Annotated in this window: 22 protein-coding genes; 3 read left to right on the plus strand and 19 right to left on the minus strand. The window is 59.7% G+C overall.

What is annotated here, in order from left to right; genetic code table 11:
- Window positions 1-31: 31 nt before the first annotated feature.
- The 7 genes from I2I01_RS15115 to pdhA all read right to left on the minus strand — a co-directional run bounded on the left by I2I01_RS15115 (window position 32) and on the right by pdhA (window position 7,618).
- Complete coding sequence (locus I2I01_RS15115) at window positions 32-1,372, minus strand: porin family protein (RefSeq protein ID WP_196287310.1); 1,341 nt, start codon at window positions 1,370-1,372, stop codon at window positions 32-34.
- Window positions 1,359-2,099: a type III pantothenate kinase gene (locus I2I01_RS15120; RefSeq protein ID WP_196287311.1), complete on the minus strand. Its 741-nt coding sequence runs from the start codon at window positions 2,097-2,099 to the stop codon at window positions 1,359-1,361. Before I2I01_RS15120 ends, I2I01_RS15115 begins: the two co-directional genes overlap by 14 nt.
- A gap of 139 nt (window positions 2,100-2,238) precedes the next feature.
- On the minus strand, window positions 2,239-4,191 hold the full coding sequence (locus I2I01_RS15125) for a pseudouridine synthase (protein ID WP_196287312.1): 1,953 nt from the start codon (window positions 4,189-4,191) through the stop codon (window positions 2,239-2,241).
- 158 nt (window positions 4,192-4,349) lie between these two features.
- The gene (locus I2I01_RS15130; RefSeq protein WP_196287313.1) at window positions 4,350-4,733 is read right to left on the minus strand and encodes a TraR/DksA family transcriptional regulator; all 384 of its coding nucleotides are present in this window, start codon (window positions 4,731-4,733) and stop codon (window positions 4,350-4,352) included.
- Window positions 4,734-4,922: 189 nt separating this feature from the next.
- Window positions 4,923-5,399 carry a 6,7-dimethyl-8-ribityllumazine synthase gene (gene ribH / locus I2I01_RS15135; RefSeq protein WP_196287314.1) on the minus strand — a complete coding sequence of 159 codons (477 nt, stop codon included), beginning with the start codon at window positions 5,397-5,399 and terminating at the stop codon, window positions 4,923-4,925.
- A gap of 163 nt (window positions 5,400-5,562) precedes the next feature.
- On the minus strand, window positions 5,563-6,342 hold the full coding sequence (locus I2I01_RS15140; protein ID WP_211537968.1) for a tetratricopeptide repeat protein: 780 nt from the start codon (window positions 6,340-6,342) through the stop codon (window positions 5,563-5,565).
- 109 nt (window positions 6,343-6,451) lie between these two features.
- Window positions 6,452-7,618, minus strand: a complete 1,167-nt coding sequence (gene pdhA, locus I2I01_RS15145; protein WP_211537969.1) for a pyruvate dehydrogenase (acetyl-transferring) E1 component subunit alpha — start codon at window positions 7,616-7,618, stop codon at window positions 6,452-6,454.
- Window positions 7,619-7,692: 74 nt separating this feature from the next.
- Between pdhA and recF the strand changes: the two genes are divergently transcribed.
- Together recF and I2I01_RS15155 are read left to right on the plus strand one after the other, a co-directional pair.
- Entirely contained in the window at window positions 7,693-8,805 is a 1,113-nt protein-coding gene (recF, locus tag I2I01_RS15150; protein WP_196287315.1) for a DNA replication/repair protein RecF, read from the plus strand.
- Window positions 8,806-8,876: 71 nt separating this feature from the next.
- Window positions 8,877-9,185: a DUF721 domain-containing protein gene (locus I2I01_RS15155; protein WP_196287316.1), complete on the plus strand. Its 309-nt coding sequence runs from the start codon at window positions 8,877-8,879 to the stop codon at window positions 9,183-9,185.
- A 207-nt stretch (window positions 9,186-9,392) separates the two neighbouring features.
- On the opposite strand, the gene I2I01_RS15160 is transcribed toward I2I01_RS15155, so the two are convergent.
- Both I2I01_RS15160 and I2I01_RS15165 read right to left on the minus strand, forming a co-directional pair.
- The gene (locus tag I2I01_RS15160; RefSeq protein WP_196287317.1) at window positions 9,393-9,779 is read right to left on the minus strand and encodes a helix-turn-helix domain-containing protein; all 387 of its coding nucleotides are present in this window, start codon (window positions 9,777-9,779) and stop codon (window positions 9,393-9,395) included.
- 255 nt (window positions 9,780-10,034) lie between these two features.
- Window positions 10,035-10,880: a glycerophosphodiester phosphodiesterase family protein gene (locus tag I2I01_RS15165; protein ID WP_196287318.1), complete on the minus strand. Its 846-nt coding sequence runs from the start codon at window positions 10,878-10,880 to the stop codon at window positions 10,035-10,037.
- A gap of 116 nt (window positions 10,881-10,996) precedes the next feature.
- On the opposite strand from I2I01_RS15165, the gene I2I01_RS15170 reads away from it, so the two are divergent.
- Window positions 10,997-11,620, plus strand: a complete 624-nt coding sequence (locus I2I01_RS15170; RefSeq protein WP_196287319.1) for a hypothetical protein — start codon at window positions 10,997-10,999, stop codon at window positions 11,618-11,620.
- Between the two features lie 92 nt (window positions 11,621-11,712).
- Here the strand turns inward: I2I01_RS15170 and I2I01_RS15175 are convergent, their stop codons facing one another.
- The 10 genes from I2I01_RS15175 to ileS form a co-directional block, all read right to left on the minus strand.
- The gene (locus I2I01_RS15175; protein WP_196287320.1) at window positions 11,713-12,003 is read right to left on the minus strand and encodes a PLD nuclease N-terminal domain-containing protein; all 291 of its coding nucleotides are present in this window, start codon (window positions 12,001-12,003) and stop codon (window positions 11,713-11,715) included.
- A 101-nt stretch (window positions 12,004-12,104) separates the two neighbouring features.
- Window positions 12,105-12,755 carry a rhomboid family intramembrane serine protease gene (locus tag I2I01_RS15180; protein ID WP_211537970.1) on the minus strand — a complete coding sequence of 217 codons (651 nt, stop codon included), beginning with the start codon at window positions 12,753-12,755 and terminating at the stop codon, window positions 12,105-12,107.
- 6 nt (window positions 12,756-12,761) lie between these two features.
- A complete protein-coding gene (locus I2I01_RS15185; protein ID WP_196287321.1) occupies window positions 12,762-13,733 on the minus strand; it encodes a polyprenyl synthetase family protein in 972 nt (323 codons plus the stop codon).
- Window positions 13,734-14,009: 276 nt separating this feature from the next.
- Complete coding sequence (gene rnr / locus I2I01_RS15190; protein WP_211537971.1) at window positions 14,010-16,490, minus strand: ribonuclease R; 2,481 nt, start codon at window positions 16,488-16,490, stop codon at window positions 14,010-14,012.
- Between the two features lie 310 nt (window positions 16,491-16,800).
- Window positions 16,801-18,705 carry an ABC transporter ATP-binding protein gene (locus I2I01_RS15195; protein ID WP_196287322.1) on the minus strand — a complete coding sequence of 635 codons (1,905 nt, stop codon included), beginning with the start codon at window positions 18,703-18,705 and terminating at the stop codon, window positions 16,801-16,803.
- A gap of 114 nt (window positions 18,706-18,819) precedes the next feature.
- The gene (locus tag I2I01_RS15200) at window positions 18,820-19,110 is read right to left on the minus strand and encodes a GIY-YIG nuclease family protein (protein WP_196287323.1); all 291 of its coding nucleotides are present in this window, start codon (window positions 19,108-19,110) and stop codon (window positions 18,820-18,822) included.
- 18 nt (window positions 19,111-19,128) lie between these two features.
- Window positions 19,129-19,425: a hypothetical protein gene (locus I2I01_RS15205; RefSeq protein WP_196287324.1), complete on the minus strand. Its 297-nt coding sequence runs from the start codon at window positions 19,423-19,425 to the stop codon at window positions 19,129-19,131.
- An 85-nt stretch (window positions 19,426-19,510) separates the two neighbouring features.
- Window positions 19,511-20,182, minus strand: a complete 672-nt coding sequence (locus I2I01_RS15210) for a lipoprotein signal peptidase (RefSeq protein WP_196287325.1) — start codon at window positions 20,180-20,182, stop codon at window positions 19,511-19,513.
- A 282-nt stretch (window positions 20,183-20,464) separates the two neighbouring features.
- On the minus strand, window positions 20,465-21,136 hold the full coding sequence (locus tag I2I01_RS15215; RefSeq protein WP_196287326.1) for a lipoprotein signal peptidase: 672 nt from the start codon (window positions 21,134-21,136) through the stop codon (window positions 20,465-20,467).
- A 167-nt stretch (window positions 21,137-21,303) separates the two neighbouring features.
- Window positions 21,304-24,708, minus strand: a complete 3,405-nt coding sequence (gene ileS / locus I2I01_RS15220) for an isoleucine--tRNA ligase (RefSeq protein WP_196287327.1) — start codon at window positions 24,706-24,708, stop codon at window positions 21,304-21,306.
- Window positions 24,709-24,748 lie beyond the last annotated feature (40 nt).

Below are 24,748 nucleotides of genomic sequence, written 5' to 3' on the forward strand. Positions count from 1 at the left end.
AGGGCTTGGTGACGAAACCGGTTATTGCAGATTATTGCAGGCGGCGCTTGATGAACCAACGGTTGTTGAGCGTGATGCCCAACTGGCCGCGAATGTAGCTTTCCTGCACGTTGCTGGTGCCCTGGGTCGCGCTCAGCACGTCGGTGTTGCCGCGCAGGCCGTAGGTGAAGGCCAGGCTGATGGTGGTAGCATCCAGGGCCGTGGCCGTGGGCAGCGGGAAGGCAAAGCCCCAGCTCACCGCGCGGTCGTACAGCATTTTGCCGCCCGGCTGGTAGGGCATTTGGGCCAGCGTGAGGCCGGCGCGGTAAGTCACCCGCTGGAAGTAGTGGTCCACCGAGCTCGGGTCGGGCGTCAGCTCGCCGCCCAGGCCGAAGCGCAGGGTGTTGTTCAGGGCCGGTCCGTTCGAGTTGAAGTTGTGAAACTTCGACCACTGCTGTTGGCTTACATCGGCGTTGATGCTCCAGTTTTTGTCGTTGTCGAAGCTCACGCCTGCCTGCACAAGGGCCGGCACGTAGCTGCTGCCGCGGGTGTCGCTCACGGTGGTGGCCGGAATAACGAGGGCACCGGTGGTAGCGTCTTCGCGCTCCTGGGTGTTGGTTTGCTGGCCGTTCAGGTTGTAGCCGAAGCTATACACGCCGCCCAGGTTCATGTTGAGCGTTTTGCCCAGCTTCTGGCGGTAGTGCGCCCCGGCGCGGAAGCCGAAGTCCGAATAGCGCACGTGCTGCCGCTCCACCGCGCGTTGCAGCGAGGTCGAATTGTTATCGATGATGACCGTAGTGCCGGTCGTCTCGTCTATCACCCCAAAGAGGTAAGAAGCCGTGAAGCCCAGTGTCAGCCCCTTGGCAATGCGGAAGCCCTGCCCCAGGTAAGCTTCTGAGATGCCACCCGTGCCTTTGTACTGCTTCAGCACCTGCGTAGACAGCGGCGTACCTGGCACATCCTGCAAAATGTTTGACTCGTAGTCGACGGCGGTGAGTGGCTTCAGGCCTACGGCCGCGCCCCAGCGCGTGCTCAGCGGCACCGACAGGGCCAAGTAGCCCAGCGTGCCACTGCCGCTGCGGTTCGAGGCCGTGGCATTCTTCACCGTCTTGTACTGCCCGTTGAAGCCCGCCTCGAACGTAGTGCGGCCTGTGTAATAGAGCATGGCCGGGTTCAACTCGTTCACGTTGACGCCGTTGGGTGCCGCAATGCCGACACCGCCCATGCCCATCTGGCGCACGCCGCCGGTGTTGGCGTTGAAATCGCCGAGACCAATGCGCGAATAGGGCGAATTGCCGAGGCCCTGCGCCTGCGCGCCCGTTGCCCCCAATACCAGCATTCCCACCAACACAAGGCCAGCGCCCTGGCCTGCCATCACTTTATTCTTCAACATGATAAGCTAAAATCCGATTTAGGCCGAGCAGCACCAGCTCAGGCACAACAAAGATACGCGCCGGGAGCCGGGCCGCCAGAAAGGCGGCATCACCCCCGGTCAGCAGCACGCCCAGGCCAGGATGCAGCGCGCGGTACTGGTCAATCAGGCCCATGATTTCGGCCACGGCCCCGTTCACTACCCCGCTCAGCAGGCTCCCGGTAGTGGAGTCGCCCACCAGCGGAATCGTTGCATCCGGCCCCGGCAAATCCAGCAGCGGCAGCCGCCCCGTGAAAGCGTGCAACGCCCGCAGCCGCATCTGCATTCCCGGCCCGATGCTGCCGCCGTGGTAAGTACCATCAGCCGTCACGAGGTCAAACTTCAACGCCGTGCCCGCATCGATGATGAGCGTGTTTTGGCTTGGGCGCAAAGCGGCGGCCCCCACCGCGGCGGCCAGCCGGTCGGCGCCCAGTGTGTGCGGCGTGGCGTAGGCATTGCGCAAGGGTACCGGCGTGGTGCCGGGGCTAAAACCCAGCACCTGCCCCGGCACCAGGTCCTGCACCTCCTCCACGGCCAGTACCGCTGCCTCTGCCACCGAGGCCACGATGACGTGCTGCGGCTGCCAGCGCCGCACTAGCTCCCGCGTCGAGGCTGGGGTGAGGCCGGCGGCCATTTCGCGCAGAGCCGGGCCATCGAAGCAGCCGGCCTTCACGGCCGTGTTGCCGATGTCGAGGGCGAGAGTGTGCATGGGGTTGTTGATTAAGGAAAAAAGAACGCCATGCTGAGCGAAGTCGGAGCATCTCTACCGCGAGAGTAAACAGTTACTACTGCGATAGAGATGCCTCGACTTCGCTCAGCATGACGTTCTTCTTAGTTCGCGCAATGGCTTACAGGAAGTACTTCAGGCGAATCACCTCCTGCTCACTCAGGAAGCGCCATTTGCCGCGGGGCAGGTCTTTCTTGGTGAGGCCGGCGTACTGTACGCGGTCCAGCGCCACTACTTCGTAGCCGAGGTGCTCGAAGATGCGGCGCACGATGCGGTTGCGACCAATGTGGATTTCAATGCCCACAAAATGCGCGTTGCCGGCCACCACGGCCACATCATCTACCACGGCCTTGCCGTCTTCCAATTCCAAACCTTCAGAAATCTTGCGCAGGTCCTCCTCCGTCAGCGGACGGTTGAGCTCGACCTGGTAGATTTTCTTGTTCTTGTGCGAGGGGTGCGAGAGCTTCTGGGCCACCTCACCGTCGTTGGTGAAAAGCAGCAGGCCGGTGGTGTTGCGGTCGAGGCGGCCCACCGGGAAGATGCGCTCCTTCGAGGCGCTGGCCACCAGGTCCATCACCGTGCGACGGCCTTCGGGGTCTTCGGTAGTGGTGATGAAGTCTTTGGGCTTGTTCAGCAGCACGTACACCGACTTCTCGCGGTTTAGGTTGGTCTTGCCATACTGCACCGTGTCGGTGGGCTGCACCTTGTAGCCCATTTCCGTCACTACTTCGCCATTCACCCGGATTTCGCCGGCTGCAATCAGTGCATCAGCCTCGCGGCGCGAGCAGATGCCGGCGTTGGCGATGTAGCGGTTCAGGCGCGTTTCGTCCGCGCCGAAGTCATCTTCTTCGCGGCGACGCTTGTTGCCGCGGGTTTTGTCAGCTTCGTAGTGCTTAAGGTTTTTGTAGTCGGGCGCCTCACCGGGCTTCTCGCCGTAACGGGGTTTGTCGGCGCGGTTTTCCTGCACCACCGGGCGGGCCGGACGGGGCTTGTCGCTGGCGCCGTACGCCGTGCCCGAGCGCCGGATGCTGCGCTCCTGGGCCTTTAGCTGCTCGCGGCGCTCAGCAAAGCTGCCGGGCGCGGGCGTCCAGCGCTCCTGGCTGCGCTTCTCGTAACCGCCGGGCCGCTCGCCGGTGCTGCGGGGCGTGCCGGGCGCGCCATCGCGCCGGCCAAACGCACCGGGCGTAAACTTCCGACCAAACGCAGCCTGGTCGGCGCGGTAGTCGGCATCACTGGCCTCGTCGCGCTCACGGCCAAAGTCGCGGCGCTCGCCCCGCTCCTCGCGCGGCTGCGGCGGATTGGCTTCAAACGGACGGGCCGCACGGATGGGACGGTTTGGGCCGCGCTCCTCGCCGCGCTCGGCGTTGCGGTCAAAGTTCTCGGGCTCGCGCGGCGTGCTTCGGCCGAAGCTGCCGCCGGTGCGCGGTGCCCGGTCTTCGGCTTGCTCAAAGGGATTTTGTTTTTGGAACTTCCGGTTGCGCTCGCCGGGCAAACCGCGGGGCACGGCCTTCTCGCCGTCGCGGCGGTAGGGCTGGCCGGGCCAGTTTTCCTTGGGCTGGTAGTCCCGGATGGGCCGAGCTTCCGCCGACGGGCCACGCCGCTCGTCGCGGTCGTTGCCAAAGCTGCGCTCCGGACGCGGGGCGGCGGTGCGGCCGTAGCTCGTGCCGCTGCGCTGCTCTTTGCCTACACGCGGCTTATCGTCGCGGCGCTCAAAGGGCCGGTCGTTGCCAGGACGGAAGCCAGCGCCGAAGCTCTTGCCCCCGCCAAAGCCGCTGCCGCCTTCCCGGCGTTCGCCCCCGCCGTAGCTGCTGCCATAGGGCCGGCTGCCGCCCTCGCCAAATTTCTTGCCGCCAAAGCCGCTGCCACCCGCCGGGCGGCCAAAGGCACCGTTGCTGGCCGGGCGGCCGCTGCCATAGGCCGGGCGCTCACCGCTCCGGCCGTTGCCGCGCTCGTTACCGAAGCCGCCTCGGTCGTTGCCGCGGCCGGCGTTGTTGCCAAAGCCGCCGGGGCCACCCGCGTTGCGGCCGCCGCGACGGTCCGCGTTGTTGTTGTCAGAGAAATGTTTCTTGCCCATGGGGAGAAAAATTTGCGTGCCGTATCGCTACGGTACAGGTTATAAAAAAGTGTCGGCACGAAGTAGCCGGCAGTCAGAAGCGGGTCAACAGTATTAACCCGAATATAATTCTAACTGCCGGCTAGGCCGTACCGACTACCAATAATTAAAGCGAGTGCTTAGTCGCGCCGCGCCATTTTGGCTTCGATGGAATGCTGGGTGTGGGGAACGGCGCGCAGGCGCTCTTTGGGAATGAGCTTGCCGGTGCCAATGCACACACCGTAGGTGCCGTTTTTGATGCGCACTTGGGCGTTTTCGAGCTGCTGAATGAACTTCATCTGACGCGAGGCCAGCTGGTTCATGCTTTCCTTCTCGGCGGTGTCGGCGCCGTCTTCCAGCACCTTGGCCGAGGAGGCCGTAGTGTCGGTGCCGGATTCGTTGCTGCGGTTCAGGGTCTCTTTGATGAACGACAACTCCTTGCGGGCCGCCGTCAGTTTTTCCTGAATAATCTGGTCGAACTCGTTCAAGTCCTCCCGCGAATAGCGAATGTTGTCGTCGTTCATTGGAATCGGTAAAAAGAGAACTGCGTACTGCGTTAAGAAATTGTGTTTGCTACTGTCCTGGCAACGCCGCCAGCCGCTAAATGGTTTAGTAGCGAGCGAAAGGCGCTACTGCCCTCGCCTAAATGCTGCGGCAAGGCCTGATTTTGCGGGTGCAAAGCTACGCCTTTTAACCCGCTTTTCCTCAGCCAGCTAAAACCCCAGCATTTGGATGGCAGCCACGGCTGCTTCCACCCCCTTGTTGCCGTGTTTGCCGCCGGCGCGGTCCCAGGCTTGCTCCAGCGTGTTCGTCGTTACCAAGCCAAAAATAACCGGCTTGTTGAACTTCAAGGCCACGTTGGTGATGCCCTGGGCCACGGCGTGGCAGATGTAGTCGTCGTGCTTGGTTTCGCCCTGAATCACGACGCCCAGGCAAATCACAGCGTCCATCTCCTCGTGCTGCGCCAGGAACTGGGCCCCCAAGGTCAATTCAAAGCTGCCGGGCACGGTATTGCGGAAGATGTTGTCGGCGTTGGCGCCGTGCTTGAGCAGGGTTTCGTAGGCACCAGCGCTCAGCACGTCGGTGATTTCGCGATTCCACTCGGCCACCACCAGCCCGAAGCGCTTTTCGCTAATATCAATGAAACTGGAGGCGTCGTAGTTGCTCAGGTTTTGGAGGGCGGTTGCCATATTGGTATGGTCTCGTAAAGGGGTAAGAGATGGTGGGGCGCGTCGGACCTTCGCGGTGTCAGCTTAAGCCGAGATTCAGCCGAAAGTTTGCAGGGCGAAATAAAAAATTGCGCTTCCCCACAAGTGAGGAAGCGCAATTGGAATTCACTAAATCAAGCGAAGCTTACTTGTCCAGCTTGGCTTTGTACTGGCGTGCTTCGCCCACTTCCTGGGCAGTGGGGTACTCGTTGATGATGCGGTCGTAGGCCTTGATGGCGCCTTCGTTGTCGTTGGCGATTTCGCGGGCCGTGCCTTCCTTCAGCAAGTAGCCGGGCGAGAAGTATTCGTTGGCGTTGTGGTCGGCAGCTTTGGCGTACAAGTCGGCAGCCTCTTTAGCCTTGCCAAGTTCCAGCTGGGCGTCGCCCATCAGAGCATAGGCGCGGCTCTGCACTAGGTAGTCGTCCGAGCTAAAATCTTCGAGGTAGTCGAGGGCCTCTTTGAACTTGCCCTGCTTCAGCGAGGCCACGCCGGCATAGAAGTTGGCCAGGTTGCCGGCTTTGGTGCTGCCGTACTCGTTGGCCACGGTTACCAGGCCGGGTGCTTTGCCGTCGCCTTTGATGGCTTGGTTCAGCGAATCGGCTTCCCAGTTGTTCACGGCGCGGAACATCGTGGCCTGGGCTTTCTCGTCTTGCTGGTTGCGCCAAGTGTAGTAGCCAAAGCCTCCCACCACGGCCAGTACCACTACCGCCAGGATGGTGAGCAACACATTGCGGTTGTTGCGCACGAAGTCTTCCGACTCGGCCAGGCGGGCAGCCAGCGCGTCCGGGTCTTCCAGCAGCGGGTTCTCGGGCGCGAGGTTCTCGGCCGGGGCCAGCGGGTCGACCGGCACTTGTTGGGTGACTTGCTGTCCCTGGCGATTTTGCTGGGCCTGCTGGCTTTTGCCAGTGTAAGGAATCTTCGACATACTAAGAGAAGCTGTTAGCCATTTGCTAGCAGCGACTGGCTTTTTATTTAAAGAAATGAGGTCCTTGGATTCGGCAAAAAGCTAGCTTTTAGCTTACAGCACTTCCAAATTAATCGTGAATATAAGGATAATCAGCCTGAACGTACACGTCCTTGTATAGCTCGTCGGGCGTGGGGAAGGGCGAGTTCTCAGCGAAATCCACCGATTCCTGCACTTGGGCTTTGATTTTTTCGTCGATGGCTTCGAGGTCAGCCTCCGTCGCCATGTTCTGCGACAGGATGGTGTGGCGCACGCCCTCGATGGCGTCGCGGTGGCGGTAGTCTTCCAGCTCTTCCTTGGTACGGTACTTGGCCGGGTCGCTCATGGAGTGGCCCTTGTAGCGGTAGGTCTTGAACTCGAGCAGCGTGGGGCCTTCGCCGGCGCGGGCGCGCTCGGCGGCGCGGGCCACGGCCTCGTGCACGTCTTCCACGCGCATGCCGTTCACCGGCTCCGAAGGCATGTCGTAGCTCAGGCCAATCTTGTAGAGGTCGGTCACGTTCGAGGTGCGCTGCACCGAGGTGCCCATGGCGTAGCCGTTGTTCTCAATCACGAAGATGACCGGGAGCTTCCACAGCATGGCCATGTTGAAGGCCTCGTGCAGGGCGCCCTGGCGCACGGCGCCGTCGCCCATGTAGCAGATGCAAAGCTTGCCGGTCTTATTATACTTCTCGGCGAAGGCCACGCCGGCGCCCATCGGCACCTGCCCGCCCACAATACCGTGGCCGCCCATGAAGCCCACCTCCTTGTCGAAGATGTGCATCGAGCCGCCCTTGCCTTTCGAGCAGCCGGTGGCTTTGGCAAACAGCTCAGCCATCACGGCATTGGGCGAGGTGCCCAGCGCCAGCGGGTGGGCGTGGTCGCGGTAGGCAGTGATGTACTTGTCACCTTTCTCCAGTGCCGACACCGCGCCCGCTACGCAGGCCTCCTGGCCAATGTAGAGGTGGCAGAAGCCTTTGATTTTTTGCTGACCATAGAGTTGGCCGGCCTTGTCCTCAAACTTGCGCATGAGCTGCATCTGCTCGTACCACTGCAGGTAGGTCTCCTTGGGGAAGTTGGTGCCAGCGGCAGCCTGCTGGGAGAGGTCAGTGCCCGAGGCAGCCAGGGTCGGCGCATCGGTGCCCGGCATCACCGGGTCGGGCTGTTTCTTGGTGGCAGCGGCTTTGCTGTTGCCTTTGGCTGCTTCGCCATTGGGGGCCGTCGTTTTTTTGGAAGCCGCTTTTACTTTCGTATCCGCCATAGCACGTTCGAGGAAAAGAATATTTCGCGTTGGGAGGGCGAAATTACGTAAAAGAGCTGGCAATACCGAACCTTATGACCCTTGACTCCCTGCAGCTGCTCTTTTTTAAAAACTACGACGATGCTGCCCTGCGCCTCTCCCCCGGCCTCAACTGCTTCATCGGCGACAACGGCAGTGGCAAAACCAATCTGCTGGATGCCATCCACTATTTGTCGCTGACTAAGAGTGCGATAACTACCTCCGACGCTCTTTGCATCAAGCAAGGCGCTGATTTCTTTGTAGTTAAGGGCGTTTTTTCTTCAGATTTGCCTTCCAGCCCCGAAACCATTCAGGTGAGTTTGCGCCAGGGTCAGAAAAAGACACTCACGCATAATAAGCAGCCCTACGAACGCATGGCCGACCACATCGGACGCTACCCCGCCGTGCTGATTTCGCCTTATGATACCGACCTAATCCGCCAGGGCAGCGAAGAGCGTCGCAAGTATTTCGACAGCCTCATGTCGCAGTTGGACCATGAGTTCCTGGAAATACTCATTGCCTACAATGCCTTGCTCCGCCAGCGCAATGCGGTGCTTAAGCAAGGCGAGCGGCCCTCGCATGGTTTCGACCGGGAGTATCTATTAGCTTTGGATGAGCAGCTTGCCCCACTAGGCCAGCAGCTCACCCTCATGCGTGAAGCTTTTCTCGCTGAATACGTGCCCATCTTTCAGCGCCACTATCAACAGTTGGCCGATGGTCGTGAGGTAGTCACTCTCACCTATAAGAGCCAACTACTCGGCGCCGATTTTGCGCAGTTGCTTCGCTACAACGAGCGACGTGACTTTGCCTTGCAACGCAGCACCACGGGCTCGCATCGCGACGACTTCGTTTTCCTGATGGAGGACATGCCAGTTAAGAGCCATGCCTCCCAGGGCCAACAAAAGTCGTTTGCCATTGCCCTCAAGCTTGCACAGTTTGAAATGCTGGCAGCCAAGCAACAGCACAAGCCTCTACTCCTACTCGACGACATTTTCGACCGTCTCGACGACAAGCGTATTGCCCGTTTGCTCGAGCTAGTGGCTGACGAGACATTCGGCCAGGTATTCCTTACCGATACCAACCTCGAGCGCACCGACCAAGCCTTGGCGCGGGTCAGCATCCCCATCATTCGCTTTCGGGTTCAGGCAGGAACGGTTGCACCGGTTTAGAGCTGCAGCGGTACCTTTGTAGCCTCTGCCACGTCGCACATCCGCAATGGTGTGCTGTCTTTTATTGCTCTGTGAAAAAGCCTGCCTCCCCCTCTCGTTCTGGTGACATTTCTCTTAAGGAAGGACTCGAAGCATTGGTGAAAGCTTATAGGCTGCAGGGCAAGCTCAATGAGGTAACGGTCGTGTCAAGCTGGGAGCGGGTGATGGGCAAGGCCGTTGCTTTGAAGACAAAGGAAGTCTATGTCAACCAGGGTCGGCTGTTCGTTCGGCTTACCTCTGCCCCACTCAAGCACGAGTTGCTAATGGCTAAGTCTCGGGTGGCGGAGCTCATCAATTCTGAAGTTGGGGAGACCGTTATTAATGAGGTTATTTTCCTTTAATAATATCAACGGTTCTTGATTTGGGGCGCTGGGGTTGACTGCATGCTCCACCCCTATTCAGCTACCTTTTCTTGGTGGCACAATTCACCTTTAGTTTCCTGTAGGTCCTATGGGTTAAGTAACGCCCTGAACAATACGAGAGCGTGCGCTTACCTTTTGCTGGCACTGTGTCCACCGAACAAATATGTTTCACGTGGAACATTTTTGTCACTTAGGGCCATACACTTTAAGCAAAAGTTCATTGTAGGCCTCTAAGAGGGCTATGTACTTCGATTGGAGTATTAAAAGTTGTTTGGAAGGGTCAGAATCAGCGGGTTGCAAAGATGTTACACGTGGTGTAACACTGCTTGTAACAACACTTTTTTGTACAGGTGTTACAAACGACAAAGCAGATTGTTGAACAGATGTAAAGTCATTTGAAAAATCGTGATTTATAATCTCACCGATTTTCTTTACAAAGTTGTAATCGACTGTATCCTCTTTGAATTTACGGTAAATAGTAGGGCGTGTAATACCCATTTCATCCACGATACGCGTGATTGAAATACCACTGTTTTTAATGGCTTCTTGCAGGATTTCGCCTTGGTGTGGCATAATTAGAGTGTTGCGTAACGCTGGTGCAAATATGTAAATCGTACGTTTATTAAACAAATATGTACGTGTACAAAATACATTATCACCAAAAAAAGAACAACGATACAGTGTAACTTTACATACGGAAATGATACAAAATAATTAATTTACACACGTTACACAGTTATGAATATTACACATATTGTAACACATTACAGTACAGTGCAAGAATGCCATTTAATGCAATAGTGAGGTTGGAATGCATAATCTGGCATTTTATACCATGTTACTAAACCGGAGCGCGAGGTTAGGATAGTCGGTTGTGATGCCATCGACACCCAGTTCAATCATTGCCTTTATATCCAGCACATGGTTAACAGTCCAAGGAACGAGGCGCAAACCGGGGAAGTCCATGCGCAAGGCTCTAACAGCTTTTGCTGATACAGTAGTGAAATCAGGGCCGAGCACGGCGGGCACAAAGCCGAGTTCATCAAGGCTCGTAGCCCAAGGGCGCTGGTCTTCTATGAGCAGACAAGTGGCCAAATGTGGTGCTTGGTGATGGGCGAGCCGCAGGATGCGCTGGTCGAAACAAAGCAGTGTGGTGCGAGACAGCATACCGGCCATACGCAGCTCGGAAAGAACTAAGGATAGAAAGTCGTGCGGGGCTGGGTGAAATATGCCGTCGCCCTCGGGGGTGCTTTTGATTTCTACTGAATACCCGACGGGCGCCCGGCCCAGCTGTCGCGTGGCGGATTCGAGGACTGAAAAGACTTCTCGCAGCAGGGGTTTGTAGCAAGGCATTGTATCCTGCTCAGGAAAGCCAGGGTGGCGCCGCGACCCGCAATCGTATTGGCGAATGACCTCGTAAGGGAGTTGGAAAAGGTTGTGCTGGTGCGCTTCATCAGGTGGTATCGGTTGGCCAGCGGGGTCGAGGCAAATGAGCGGATTAAACCAGGGCTCGTGGGACACGACAACCTGGTTATCGGCTGAGATGACAACATCCAACTCAATGACATCGACGCCGAGCTCTAGTGCGTGCAGAAAGGCAGGCAGTGTGTTTTCGGGGTATAGGCCACGACAACCGCGGTGGCCGTGGATTTCGGGGCGGGACAGGGCAGGCATACTGACAGGAAATGGGTGTTGCTGCTGAAAAGCTTTAAAATCGGACGTATACGCTATTCCTTGGAAGCCATGGTTTGCGGGTAATTTTGCGGCTCAACATTCACCACAAAGCCTTCATGAAAAAACTGTTGTTACTCGTATTGCTACTAGCCCTGGTTGGGGGCGGCTACTATTATTTCCAAAGCCAGAAAAATGGGCCCAAGGGGGCACTGGTGCTGGCTGCAGCCGCCGTGCAGAGCCACGACATGGCCGCTTTTGAGAAATACGTGGACGTGAGCAGCGTGACCGGGCACTTGGTGGATGATGTGGCCCAGCAGGGCTCGACGCTCACTTCTTTGCTGCCCGGCGGCAGCCTCGTGATGGGAGGTGCCCTGCGCATGCTGAAGCCGGCTCTGGCCAAAGCGGCTCACCAGGAAGTTCAGCGCTATGTGGAAACAGGCTCGCTGGAAGCGGCTGCAGCGGCCGCTCCGAAGCGGTTGGTGAACATCTCGCTGACCGGCTTGGCCAGCCGCGTAGTGAGCCCGGAGAGCGAATTTAAAGGCATCAAGTATACCCGTGAAGAGGGCGACAATGCGTTTGTGGGTCTGGAAGTGACGCAGCCCCGTTACGACACCACCATGGTGGTGGAGGTGAAGATGCGCCGCCTGGGCGACCATTGGCAGATGACGCAGATTACGAACAGCGGCGAGTTGCTACGGGGCGTGGCCCGGCTGGAAAAGAAGCGGCTACTAAACCAGTAGCAGCAGCATCCGTTGAGAATTAGATACAAAAAAGCCTGTCGCTGATTGCGACAGGCTTTTTTGTTGCATGCTATCGAGCAAAGGCAAATCCCTTACATAACGCCCGTGTTGGACTTGCCACGGCCGGCGAAGAGGTAGTAGATGATGAGGCCGCCAAAGGGGAAGAGGAAGATGATAACAGCCCAGAGAATCTTTTTGCCAATAGTCCAGGGCTGGCGGAACACATCGAGCAGGGCAAGGATGTCGAGAGCAAGCAAAACGTAGCCCCACGTAGCCAGGCTGCCATCGGCATTGAAACGGCTGCAGGAGGTGGCCAGGAGCATCAGGGGAAGCAACAGGGCCGTGAGGGGCAGGCGAGAAGCGAAGTGGCGAAGGGTATTCATTGTGAAAGAAAGGAAAGTGAAAGAATGAACTTGCCCATCATTACGCAATGCTCTGCAAATAGATATAGAAAAGCAGATTGTCTTATTTATTGTATTGACAATCAGAGCTTTGACTTTAAGAACAGGCTGATTTGCTGAAAGAAGGCCGGACCGGCGGCCGGCATTAGAGCTAACAGCAGCACCACGCCATACAGAGCGCCATAAAAATGGGCGTCGTGGTTCACGTTGTCGGCGCGGCGGCGGGCCATGTAGTAGGAATAGCCGAGGTAGAGGAAACCAAACAGGAAAGGCTGAATGGGGAAGGGAATGGGGAAGATGATGATGCCCTGCCCGGCGGGTGCAACCGGCATGAGCACGATGCTGGCAAAGAGCACCGACGATACCCCGCCCGACGCCCCAAGGCTGCGGTAGCCCCGGTCGTCGCGGTGGCGGAAGTAGGTGGGCAAATCGGAGAGAACGATGCCGCCCAAGTAGAGCAGCAGAAACAGCCCAATGCCGAGCCCTGGGCCGTAGCCATCGGACAAGGCACCTAGCACGAGGGGAGCAAACGAGTAGAAGGCAAACATGTTGAAGAGCAAATGCGCCCAGTCAGCATGCAGAAAGCCCGAGGAAAGCAGGCGGTACCATTGGCCCGGGGAACGGGCCATGCGATAGGGGTCCATTATCCAGGAATCCATCAGCTCCTGTTTCGACCAGGCGTAGGCGGAGATGGCGACCGTGAGGCCGATGAGAATCAGAATGGGATTGAGCACGGCGATTTAGCTTTCGCGGTCCATGAGCTGGAGCGCGAGGTGATGCAGGGGCTGCTTGCGCTCATTGGGCGCGGCTACGCGCTCCAAATGCTGCAGCGCATCCTGGAAGTAGGAGTTGATGAGAGCCTCCGTCTGAGAGCGAATTTCGAGTTCGTCGTAGATGGCGCGGACGGCTTGCACCTTGGCATCGGCGTCGGCCACGGGCTGGCCGATGTGGCGGGCCAGGATGGCTTGCTGGGCGGGGCTGGCCTGGGCCTGGGCGGAGAGCAGGAGGAAGGTTTTCTTGTCGGAGATGATGTCGCCACCCACGCGCTTGCCAAAGGTGGCAGCGTCGCCGTACACGTCGAGCAGGTCGTCGCGCAGCTGGAAGGCCAGGCCGATATCGGTACCGAACTGACGGAGGTGCTCGGCATCCTCGTCCGAAGCGCCAGCCAAACGTGCGCCCAGCTCCAGGCAGAAGCCGAGGAGGACGGCCGTTTTCAGGCGAATCATATCCAAGTATTGGGCGATGCTGACCTGGGGCTCGGTCTCGAAATTCATGTCCCACTGCTGGCCTTCGCACACCTCGGCAGCCGTCTGGCTGAAGCGGGCGAGGATGCGCGGGAGCAGTGCGGGCGGCACGTCAAGGAACAGTTCGTAGGCCCGCACCAGCATCACGTCGCCGGAGAGAATGGCGACGTTGGGGTTCCACTTTTCGTGCACGGTGGCCTGACCGCGGCGCAGGGGCGCTTGGTCCATCAGGTCGTCGTGGAGCAGGGTGAAGTTGTGGAAGACTTCAGTAGCAAGGGCGGGCTTCAAGACGCCGCTAAGGTCGTCGGTGAAGAGGTGGGCGCCGAGCAGTGTAAGCAGCGGCCGGATGCGCTTGCCGCCGAGGCCCATGATGTAGCGAATAGGGGCGTAGAGAGTATCAGGGGCCTGCCCGTAGTCGAGCTGGGCGAGGGCGGCGGTGATGTTAGCGGGAAAGTCGGCTGGGGTCATAGGTGGTGCAAAGAACGGGGGCGGCTGGCATAGTGGTGGCGGGTTGGATTGGATGGTATCTGTCGTTGCGAGGCCGCAGGCCGCGGCAATCCGTCCTCTCCTAGCGACCAGCTTACTGATGTAATAAGCGGCCTTTAGGGCCCACAACAAAAAAGCCCCAGCTCTGGTGTAGAGCCGGGGCTTCGAAACATTAAACGGCGTTGTCACGCCTCAGGGCTGGTTGCAGCTGAGAGGACGGATTGCTGCGGCCTACGGCCTCGCAATGACAGGCGGGTCCTACCGACGCTTGCCCTTGTGGCCACCCTTGCTGTGGCCCTTGCCGCCGCTGTAGTCGCGGTAGCCGCGGGGCTCGCTGCTGCGCTGCTTGCGCTCGGCAGCTTCACGGTTTTTCACGAAGTCGGGACGGTCATCTACCAGCTCGAAGTCGATGGTGCGGTCGAGGAGGTTGGCGGATTTTACGACTACTTCCATCTCGTCGCCGAACTGGATGATGCGCTTGGTTCGGCGGCCCACAATGCGGTAGTTGTCCTTGTCGAGCTCGAACTCGTCGCCGGGAATGTCGGAAAGGCGCACCATGCCTTCGCACTTGTTCTCCTCAATTTCGATGTACATGCCGCGCTCGGTGAGGCCCGACACCACGCCTTTAAACACGTTGCCGATTTCGTCCACCATGAACTCGACCTGCTTGAACTTGATGCTGGCGCGCTCGGCGTTCGCGGCCAGTTTCTCGCGGGCCGAGGAGTGCTTGCACTCTTCTTCCACGGGCTCGGCCGGCACGTTCTTGCCGCCCTCCAGGTAGTGCTCCAGCAGGCGGTGCGCCATCATATCCGGGTAGCGGCGGATGGGCGAGGTGAAGTGCGAATAGTGGGCGAACGCGAGACCGAAGTGGCCTAAGGGCTCGGTGGTGTAAATGGCCTTCGCCATGGTCCGGATGGCCAGGCCCTGCAGCACGTTTTGCTCGGGCTTACCCACCACTTCGGAGCTGAGGTTGTTGAGCTCGGTGCTGATTTTTTTCGGGTTGTCGAGCTTCAGCTTGTAGCCGAATTTCTGGGCGAAGAGGGCGAAGGTTTGCAGGCGCTCGGGCTCGGGGGCTTCGTGCACGCGGTACACCATGGTGAAGCGCGGCTTGGTCTTTTTGAGGTTGAACACGAACTCGGCCACCTTGCGGTTGGCCAGCAGCATGAACTCCTCAATCATCTTGTGGGCATCCTTGCGCTCCTTCACGTACACGCCGAGCGGCTTGCCATTTTCATCGAGTCGGAACTTCACCTCCTGGGTTTCGAAGGTGATGGCGCCCTGCTTGAAGCGTTGGGCGCAGATTTTATGCGCCATGTCGTTAAGCACATTTATCTCCACAGCGTAGTCGCCCTCCTTGCTTTCGATGCGCTCCTGCGCCTCCTCGTAGCTGAAGCGGCGGTCGGAGTGAATGATGGTTTTGCCGAACCACGACTCGTAGAGCTTGCCGTTTTCGTCGAGCTCAAACACGGCCGAGAAGGTCAGCTTGTCCTCGTTGGGACGCAGCGAGCAGAGGCCATTGGAGAGGCGCTCGGGAAGCATCGGAATCACGCGGTCGACGAGGTACACCGAGGTGGCGCGGTGCTTGCCCTCGCGCTCCAGCTCGGTGCCGGGGCGCACGTAATGGGTGACGTCGGCGATGTGCACGCCCACTTCCCAGTGCCCGTTTTCGAGCTGCCGGATGCTGAGGGCATCGTCGAAATCTTTGGCGTCGGCGGGGTCGATGGTGAAGGTGGTGATGTTGCGGAAGTCGCGGCGCCGGGCAATCTCGTCTTCGGCAATCACCTCGCTAATGGCCTCCGATTCTTCCTCCACTTCCGAAGGGAATTCGAAGGGCAAACCGAACTCGGCCATGATGGCGTTTATCTCGGCTTCGTTGCCGCCGGCCTGCCCAAAGTTGCGTACCACCTCGCCCACCGGCTGCCGGTGCGAGTCCTCCGGAAACTCGTTGATGCGGACCAGCACCTTGTCGCCGGTGCGGGCATCGTGCAGCAGATGCGGCGGCACGAACACGTCGAAGTACACCTTGCGGTTGTCGGCCTTCACGAAGCCGAGCGTACCCTGCACCTGCAGGCGCCCTACGATTTCTGGACGCACCCGCTTGAGGACTTCCACCACGTCGCCCATGGGACGGCCGTCGCGAGAGCCGCTACGTAGGCGCACCCGCACCACGTCGCCCTGCAAGGCAAACTTCAGTTGGTCGGTGAACACGCGGATATCGTCGGCGTTGTCGTTGCCCTCGGGCACCACAAAGGCGAAGTTGGGTGTGGCCAAATCGACGGTGCCGATGATGGTGTTGGAGGGCGCGCGCCCGGGGCGGTCGTCACCATCGACATAGTCGAAGCCGGCCGAGCGGCGGCGGTGCACAATGGGGTCTTGCCCGAACTGGGCCTGCACCGAAAGGTTGCGAGGCGGCGTCACGGCCGACCCACCTTTTTTACCGCCTTTTTTGGCGCTGGACGGCATCAGGGCCGCCGCCACGGCGTCGGTATCGGCGAGGCGGTATTCGTCGTTTTGGAGCAGCGTAATGAGGCCGTTTTTGCGCAGCACCTTGATGTGGGCAAATATCTCCTCGCGCTGGCCCTTGGTCGTCACGCCGAGGCGGCGCGAAAGCTGGCGGTAGGCCATCACCTTGGTGGGGTTGTCGGCGAAGACGCGCAGGACCTGGTCCTGGGTGATGGCCGCGGGTTCGGGCTTTTCGCGCTTGGCGCGGGGAGCCCGGGAGTTTTCGGGGGTATTCATTTGGGTAAAAAGTGGCCGCCGAAAAGTTGATTGGTCGCAGGCGGCGAGAGCGGAAATGGATTGGCTGGCTGGGCCGCGCCGCTTTATGAAACGCGGGCCGGGCCGGGAGGTTATGGTGCAGGCTTTGGGAGCCCGCGCGGGGTAGCGCCAAGCCTGGCAGCAGCCAGAACCGGGAGCTGCTGCGGCAGCTTCTGGCGGCGCAAGGTAGGAGGCCGGCGCGGAGTAGCGCGTGGGCCGTAGCGTGGACTCTGCGAGTCCGCACCTAGTAGAACGTTCGCTCAAGCGCGGACTCGCAGAGTCCACGCTTGAGCTACGCCCGGCTGGCTACGGCGGCTTCGATGTCGGCCAGGCTGTCCTTGGGGATGGCGGCTAGCAGGCCTTGGGTATACTCGTGTTGGGGAGCGGCGTAGATGGCCGCCGCCGGGCCGCTTTCCACGATGCGGCCCTGGTGCATGACCAGCAGCCGGTCGCTCATAAACCGGGCCACGGACAGGTCGTGCGTGATGAAAAGATAGGTGATGCCGAACTCGCGTTTGAGGTCGTTGAGCAGGTTCAGGACCTGCGCCTGCACCGAGACGTCGAGGGCCGAGACCGACTCGTCGCAGACAATCAATTTGGGCTGCAAGGCCAGCGCCCGGGCAATGCAGATGCGCTGCCGCTGCCCGCCGCTGAACTCGTGCGGGTAGCGCTGGAAATGCTCCTCGCGCAGCCCCACGGTGCGCAGCAGCTCCAGCACTTTCGCCTTTTGCTGCTGGCGGGTGCCGCCCACGTTGTGCACGCGCATCGGCTCCCAGATGGCCTCGCCCACGGTTAGCATGGGGTTGAGGGCGGCGTAGGGGTCCTGAAACACCAGCTGCAAATCGCGCCGACGGCGGCGCAACTCCCCGCTCGACAGCTTCGCCAAATCGGTCCCTTCAAACAGGATGCTGCCCGCCGTTGGTTCCGTGAGGCGGAGCAAGGCCCGGCCCAGCGTGGTCTTGCCGCAGCCCGACTCGCCCACAAGGCCGATGGTTTCCCCGGGGTAAAGCGTGAAGCTGACGTTGTCGACGGCCCGCACGTAATCGGTGGCGCGGCGGAAGAAGCCCTTGCGAAGCGGGAAGTAGACCTGGAGGTTTTGCACCTGAAGCAGTGGCTCCGAGGCATTGGGCGCAGGGGCCGCTGCAGGCTCGGGAACGGGTGCCGAAGAAAGCTCGGCAGGGCGTGGAACATCCCCCAAAACGCCATGTTCCACGGGGAACGTTTTGGTGGTTTCAGAATTATCCCGTAACTGCTGGGCCTCGATTTCGGGTGAGGAATCCGTAAGCGCCTCATTTTCGAGCGGAAGCACGGGCTCGGGCTGGGACAATAATTGCCCGCTGGCGTCTTCCCGCATGAAATCGGCCACCACGGGCAGGCGTTTTTTGCCCACCGAGAGGCGCGGACGGCACGCCAACAGCCCTTTTGTGTACGGATGTTGCGGATTTGAAAAAATATCCAGCACCCTCCCCTGTTCCACGACCCGGCCCCGGTACATCACCAGAATGCGGTCGGCGATTTCGGCCACCACGCCGAGGTCGTGGGTGATGAAGAGCACGGCCGTGTTGTGCTGGCGGCGCAGGTCGTCGATGAGGCGCAGCATGCGGGCCTGCACCGTCACGTCGAGGGCCGTGGTGGGCTCGTCGGCGATGAGCAGGGCCGGGCGGCAGGCCATAGCCATGGCAATCATGACGCGCTGCTTCTGGCCGCCCGAAATTTCGTGCGGGTAGCTGCCGAAGATGCTTTCGGGGCGCGGCAGTTGGGCCTCAGTGAACAGCTCGATGGTGCGGGCCTTGGCGGCGGCTTCGCTGAGGTCGGTGTGGAGGCGCAGGGCTTCCACTACCTGGCTGCCGCAAGTATACACGGGGTTCAGCGAGGTCATCGGCTCCTGGAAAATCATGCCGATGTCGTTGCCGCGCACCTGGCGCAGGTCGGCTTCGGCGAGCTTCAGCAGGTCGGTTTGGCCCAGCTTTTCGGATTGGAAGATGGCCTCGCCGCTGGCAATGCGCCCAGGAGGCATCGGAATGAGCCCCAGCAGCGCCAGCGACGTGACGGACTTGCCCGAGCCCGACTCGCCCACAATGGCCAGCGTCTCGCCCCGATGCAGCTCAAACGACACGCCATCGACGGCCCGCACGTCGCCGCGGTGGCTGGAGAAATCAATGGTGAGGTCGCGGACGGAGAGCAGCGGGTTGGGCACGGAGGGGAATTAGGGCAGCTTTAGGGGCGGTTTTGGGCAGTTTGGTATGCAAGAACGGCCAAAAAAGAACGTCATGCTGAGCGCAGTCGAAGCATCTCTACCGCTTCGTTGGGTTCAGCCTTCCCAAGTATCTAAATCAATGGCTTTCCAAGTCGGATTAAATGCAGTAATCAGCGCGTCTTTCTTCCGGCGTGTCCAGCCTTTCAATTGATTTTCACGAGCAATAGCCTGTGTAGCATCGGGTAGCGTTTCGAAGTAAACCAGCAAATCAATTTGATATCGGCCAGTAAATTTCTCGGCATCTCCCCTACCAGTGCTGTGCTCGTAGAGTCGCCGCGTGAGGTCATTGGTGACGCCGATGTACAGGGTAGTTTGGGTCGGATTTGTCAGGATGTAGACGTGCACGGCCGTATTTTATCAATTTCACCAAATCATTTTAGACGAAAGGCTCTGTGGACAAACTACAATTACTGCTTTCTCTGATACTAATAGCGCAGGCTCTTTTCTGACAGCATCAAAAGCTTCTCTTTTCAAATCTTCAGAATTCGAAGGATGCTCAATAGAATTGCTACCATAATCATCCTCTTCTAGAACGAGCCTACCTACTTCTACCTCACCATTCTGAATTAGAATTATCGGAGTGCCCGACGCTACTTCAGGTTCGGTACTACCATCAGCATAGACAGTGACTTTTTGTAAACTCATTGGAATGATTATCATGTTTACTAATTTAACGAAGCGGTAGAGATGCTTCGACTGCGCTCAGCATGACGTTCTAAAGCCCTAGAGCCATGCCTCTCCCCTGCTACGCCAGCTTCTCCGCGTCTGGAGCGACTAAGGGCGCGCTTTCGGGGTGCGGGGCGGCTGACGGCTGCGATTCGTTGAAAAAGCGGCTCTGGTTGAGCAGAATTAACACCACGCCGATGAAGATGGAAGAATCGGCGATGTTGAAGATAGGGAAGCCGTTGCTGTAGGAGCCTCCGATGAGAGGCCAGGATTTGGGGAAATAGCCCACGTACAGCGGCACGTAAATCATGTCGATGACCTGGCCGTAGAACCAGCGCGTGGGCGAGCCTACCGGGGCATTATTGTAGAGTACGCCGTAGAAAATCGAGTCGATGAGGTTGCCCACGGCGCCGCCCAGAATCAGGGCCATGCAGGCGATGTAGCCGGCGGCCACGCGCTGGCGGCACAGGCGGATGATGTAGTACACCAAACCCACTACGGCGAGGCTGCGGAAAGCCGTGAGCACCAGCTTGCCGTAGGGCGCGGGCAGCTGCGCACCGAAGGCCATGCCGGGGTTCAGGGTATAATTCAGCTTCGCAAACTGGCCGAGCACGGGGATTTCGCCGGCCGAACCGGGCTGCATGTAGGTGTGCACGGCCCATTTCGAAAGCTGGTCGAGCACGATGATAAACAGGGCCAGCAGGAAGAATTTGGCGGCGGAATGCTGGCGGGTTGTCAGGGTTGGGTGCATTGCAGGCGGGATGAAGCTGCAAAGAACGGTGCGTTTGCACGGAATCGGCTTCTGCATTAACCTCACCCCCTGCCCCCCTCTCCAAAAAAGAGGGGGCACCAGCATTGCTTCTAACGAATTTTGGGACGTAAAAAAGCCCGACGTAACGCGCCGGGCTCTTTCGTTTTTGACTCTTTTCCCGAACCGATGCCCCCTCTTTTTTGGAGAGGAGGTCAGGGGGTGAGGTTGACGTCTGGGCGTCCCCTACCCTGCGCGGACTCGCAGAGTCCACGCTACAGCACGCTACCCCAGGTTCTCCGAGTCCGGAGCTACTAAGGGCTCGCTCTGTTTCTCATTTACAGCCACAGGCTCATCCTGCTTGAAAAAACGGCTCTGATTGAGCAAAATCAAGGCTACGCCGATGAAAATAGAGGAATCGGCGATGTTGAAGATGGGCCAGAGCGACACGTACTTCCCTCCTATCAGCGGCCAATTCTGGGGCAAAAAGCCTTCGTAGATGTCCACGTAGAGCATGTCAATGACCTGGCCGTAGAACCAGCGCGTGGGCGAGCCAAACGGGGCGTTGTCGTAGATGATGCCGTAGAAAACCGAGTCAATCAGGTTGCCGACGGCGCCGCCGAGGATGAGGGCCATGCAGGCGATGTAGCCGCCGGCGGCGCGCTGCTTGCAAAGGCGGATAATGTAGTAGCTCAGGCCAAACACGGCCAGCAAGCGGAACCCACTGAGAACCAGCTTCCCATACGGCGCAGGCAGCTCGGCGCCGAAGGCCATGCCGGGGTTTAGCGTGTAGTGCAGCTTGGCCCAGTGGCCGATGAGCGGGATTTCGCCCGCCATGCCGGGCTGCATGTAGGTGTGCACGGCCCACTTCGAGAGCTGGTCGATGGCAATGACGAACAGCGCCAGCAGGAAGAATTTAGCCGCGGATTGCTGGCGAGTGGTGAGGGTTGGGTGCATTCAGACGGTGCCAAAAGCGGCGAAAACGACGGCCTGATTTATTACCGTTATTTTGTACCTTTTACAACTGATTGTCTGAGGTTTTGTGCGACCAAAGACGAGCTTATTGAGTGTTTGTGCGGCCGAGGACTCGCCGGGGTTTCGGGCCCCCGGCGAGTCGTTCAGCATCAGGCAGTTGCGACCTCCAGCCGAACCGGCACGGAGTAGTCATCAAATTCGAGCACCGAGCCGCCGTTCACGTCGGCCGCAAAGTCGAGCGCGAGGGCTTGTGTTTCGGTGCGGATGTAGTCGCCGAACGCGGCCACGGCGGCCGTGAGCTCGGGCTGTTGGTCTGCCAACGTGACGCGGATTTTGTCCTGCACTTCCAGGCCCGAGTCTTTGCGCAGGTTCTGCAGGCGGTTCACCAGCTCGCGGGCGAGGCCTTCCTGGCGCAGCTCGTCGGTCAGGGTCACGTCGAGGGCCACGGTGAGGGGGCCGTCGGTGGCCACGAGCCAGCCGGGCAGGTCGTCGGTGCGGATTTCCACATCGTCCGGGGCCAGGGTGATGGGCTGGCCGTCGACCTCCACGGCGAGGCTTCCCTCCTTCTCCAGCTTCGAGATTTCGGCGGCCGTCATCTGCTGAATGCGGGCACCCACGGCCTTCAGGCGCGGGCCGTATTGCTGGCCGAGGCGCTTGAAATTGGGCTTCACCGACTTCACCAGCACGCCGCTTTCGTCGTCGAGGAATTCGATGTGCTTCACGTTGATTTCGGCGCAAATCAGGTCCTCAACGAGGCCCACTTGCTCCTTAGTCGTGTCGTTCAGCACCGGCACCAGGATGCGCTGCAGGGGCTGGCGCACCTTCAGCACCGACTTTTTGCGCAGCGAGTGGGCCAGCGAACTGATGCGCTGGGCCAGCTCCATGCGCTCCTCCAGCTTCTGGTCGATGCGAGCGAGGTCGGCCTCCACCAGCAGCGTCAGGTGCACCGATTCCGGGGCCAGGGGCGTGTTTTTGGCCACGGCCTCGGCGCGCATGCCGTCGGTCATGTTCTTGTAGAGCCACTCGCCGAAAAACGGCGCGATGGGCGACATCAGCTGCGCCACCACCACCAGGCATTCCTGCAGGGTTTCGAAGGCGGCGCGCTTGTCCTGGGTCAGCTCGCCCTTCCAGAAACGGCGGCGCGAGAGGCGCACGTACCAGTTCGAAAGCTGGTCCGTCACGAAATCCTGGATGGCGCGGGCGGCCTTCGTGGGGTCGTAAGCATCCAGATACCCACGCACTTCCACAATCAGCGACTGCAGCTTGCTCAGCACCCAGCGGTCCAGCTCGCTCAACTCGGCCAGCGGCACGCGGTCGAATTCGCTGGTCTGAAACTCGTCCAGATTCGCGTACAGCGCATAAAACGAGTACGTGTTGAACAGCGTGCCGAAGAAGCGGCGCTGCACCTCGGTCACGCCGGCGGGGTCGAACTTGAGGTTGTCCCACGGTGGCGCGTTGGCAATCATGTACCAGCGGGTGGCATCGGGGCCAAACTGCTTGATGGTGGCAAACGGGTCGACGGCGTTGCCGAGGCGCTTGCTCATCTTGTTGCCGTTTTTGTCGAGCACCAAGCCGTTGGCCATCACGTTTTTGAAGGCCACGGAGTCTTCCAGCATCACGGCCAGCGCGTGCAGCGTGAAGAACCAGCCGCGGGTTTGGTCCACGCCTTCGGCAATGAAATCGGCGGGGAAATTCTGCTGGAATTTCGCCTCGTTTTCGATGGGGTAATGCCACTGCGCGTAGGGCATGGCGCCGCTGTCGAACCACACGTCGATGAGGTCGGGCTCGCGGTACATGGGCTGGCCGCTGGGCGAAACGAGGAAAATATCGTCCACGTAGGGCCGGTGCAGGTCCACTTTTTCGCCGTTGGCGTAGGGGTTATGGGTCATGATTTCGGCCGCCACGGCCTTGTCAATCTCCGCTTTCAGCTGCTCGATGCTGCCGATGCACAGCTCCTCGGTGCCGTCCTGGGTGCGCCAGATGGGCAGCGGCGTGCCCCAGTAGCGCGAGCGGCTCAGGTTCCAGTCCACCAGGTTTTCGAGCCAGTTGCCGAAGCGGCCGGTGCCGGTGCTTTCGGGCTTCCAGTTGATGGTTTTGTTGAGCTCGATGAGCCGGTCTTTCACCGCCGTGGTCTTGATAAACCAGGAATCGAGCGGGTAGTAAAGCACGGGCTTATCGGTGCGCCAGCAGTGCGGGTAGGTATGCTCATACTTCTCCACTTTCAGGGCCCGGCTGCGCTCCTTCAGGCGCACGCTGATGTCCACGTCGAGGGTGCGGTAGTCGGCGGCGGTGTCGTCGTGGCCGTCGTAGTTTTTCACCCAACGGCTGCCAAATTCGCCCATTTGAGCTACGTAGCGGCCGGTACGGTCCACGATGGGGCTCAGCTTGCCCTGGTCGTCCATCACCATCAGGGCGGGGATGTCGTTTTGCTGGGCTACCCGGAAGTCATCGGCGCCGAAGGTGGGCGAGATATGCACGATGCCCGTGCCGTCCTCTGTGGTCACGAAGTCGCCGGGGATGACGCGGAAAGCCCGCTCCTCCCCTTCGAAGGCCGGGAAGCCATTCTCGGTGCCGAACAGACGCTCGTAGCTGATGCCCACCAACTCAGCGCCAGTGAACTCGGCCAGTTGACGCCAGGGCAGCACTTTGTCGCCGGCCTGGTAATCTTCCAGGGCAGCTTGCGCGCCTTTTTCGGTGAAGTAGCGGCCCACCAAATCCTTGGCCAGCACCACCACTTGGGGCTCATAGGTATAAGGATTGAAGGTGCGTACCACCGCGTAGCGGATGTTCTTACCCACGGCCAGGCCGGTGTTGGCCGGCAGAGTCCAGGGCGTGGTGGTCCAGGCCGCGATAAACACGGGCAGGCCGTCGGCCAGGGCAAACAGCTTCTCCGAAACCTCCGTGTGCTTCACCTTAAACTGCGCCACCACCGTCGTGTCCTTCACGTCGCGGTAGGTGCCGGGCTGGTTCAGCTCGTGCGAGCTGAGGCCGGTGCCGGCCGCCGGCGAGTACGGCTGAATGGTGTAGCCCTTGTACAGCAAGCCCTTGTCGTAAAGCTTCTTGAGCAGCGCCCAGCAGCTTTCGATGTACTCCGGCTCGAAGGTCACGTAGGGGTCGTCGAGGTCGACCCAGTAGCCCATTTTCTCGGTCAGGTCGTCCCACTGTGCCTTGAAGCGCATGACGGTTTCGCGGCAGCGCTGGTTGTATTCCTCAACGCTGATTTTCTTGCCGATGTCCTCCTTCGTGATGCCCAACTCCTTCTCCACCTGCAGCTCAATGGGCAGGCCGTGGGTGTCCCAGCCGCCCTTGCGGGGCACTTGCTTACCCAGCAACGTCTGGTAGCGGCAGAAGATGTCCTTCACCGTACGCGCCATCACGTGGTGGATGCCGGGCGCGCCGTTGGCCGAGGGCGGGCCTTCGTAAAACACGAACGTGGGCTGGCCTTCGCGGCTGCTCACGCTCTTCTCAAAGATGCCGTGCTCCTTCCACCAGGCGAGGATTTCCTCGCCCACCTGGCCGTAATTGAGCGGCTGCTTGTATTCGGGGTATTTCATGAATTGGGTTGTTATCAATTCTTTAGAACGTCATGCTGAG

The organism is Hymenobacter properus (assembly GCF_015694735.1).
Taxonomy (GTDB): Bacteria; Bacteroidota; Bacteroidia; order Cytophagales; family Hymenobacteraceae; genus Hymenobacter; species Hymenobacter properus.

Coding starts and splice junctions, on each gene's coding strand:
- I2I01_RS15125 (WP_196287312.1), bottom strand. CDS start 4,191: ATGGGCAAGAAACATTTCTCTGACAACAACAACGCGGACCGTCGCGGC.
- I2I01_RS15140 (WP_211537968.1), bottom strand. CDS start 6,342: ATGTCGAAGATTCCTTACACTGGCAAAAGCCAGCAGGCCCAGCAAAAT.
- I2I01_RS15160 (WP_196287317.1), bottom strand. CDS start 9,779: ATGCCACACCAAGGCGAAATCCTGCAAGAAGCCATTAAAAACAGTGGT.
- I2I01_RS15120 (WP_196287311.1), bottom strand. CDS start 2,099: ATGCACACTCTCGCCCTCGACATCGGCAACACGGCCGTGAAGGCCGGC.
- I2I01_RS15175 (WP_196287320.1), bottom strand. CDS start 12,003: ATGAATACCCTTCGCCACTTCGCTTCTCGCCTGCCCCTCACGGCCCTG.
- rnr (WP_211537971.1), bottom strand. CDS start 16,490: ATGAATACCCCCGAAAACTCCCGGGCTCCCCGCGCCAAGCGCGAAAAG.
- recF (WP_196287315.1), top strand. CDS start 7,693: ATGACCCTTGACTCCCTGCAGCTGCTCTTTTTTAAAAACTACGACGAT.
- I2I01_RS15130 (WP_196287313.1), bottom strand. CDS start 4,733: ATGAACGACGACAACATTCGCTATTCGCGGGAGGACTTGAACGAGTTC.
- I2I01_RS15210 (WP_196287325.1), bottom strand. CDS start 20,182: ATGCACCCAACCCTGACAACCCGCCAGCATTCCGCCGCCAAATTCTTC.
- I2I01_RS15165 (WP_196287318.1), bottom strand. CDS start 10,880: ATGCCTGCCCTGTCCCGCCCCGAAATCCACGGCCACCGCGGTTGTCGT.
- ribH (WP_196287314.1), bottom strand. CDS start 5,399: ATGGCAACCGCCCTCCAAAACCTGAGCAACTACGACGCCTCCAGTTTC.
- I2I01_RS15115 (WP_196287310.1), bottom strand. CDS start 1,372: ATGTTGAAGAATAAAGTGATGGCAGGCCAGGGCGCTGGCCTTGTGTTG.
- I2I01_RS15215 (WP_196287326.1), bottom strand. CDS start 21,136: ATGCACCCAACCCTCACCACTCGCCAGCAATCCGCGGCTAAATTCTTC.
- I2I01_RS15185 (WP_196287321.1), bottom strand. CDS start 13,733: ATGACCCCAGCCGACTTTCCCGCTAACATCACCGCCGCCCTCGCCCAG.
- ileS (WP_196287327.1), bottom strand. CDS start 24,708: ATGAAATACCCCGAATACAAGCAGCCGCTCAATTACGGCCAGGTGGGC.
- I2I01_RS15170 (WP_196287319.1), top strand. CDS start 10,997: ATGAAAAAACTGTTGTTACTCGTATTGCTACTAGCCCTGGTTGGGGGC.
- pdhA (WP_211537969.1), bottom strand. CDS start 7,618: ATGGCGGATACGAAAGTAAAAGCGGCTTCCAAAAAAACGACGGCCCCC.
- I2I01_RS15205 (WP_196287324.1), bottom strand. CDS start 19,425: ATGATAATCATTCCAATGAGTTTACAAAAAGTCACTGTCTATGCTGAT.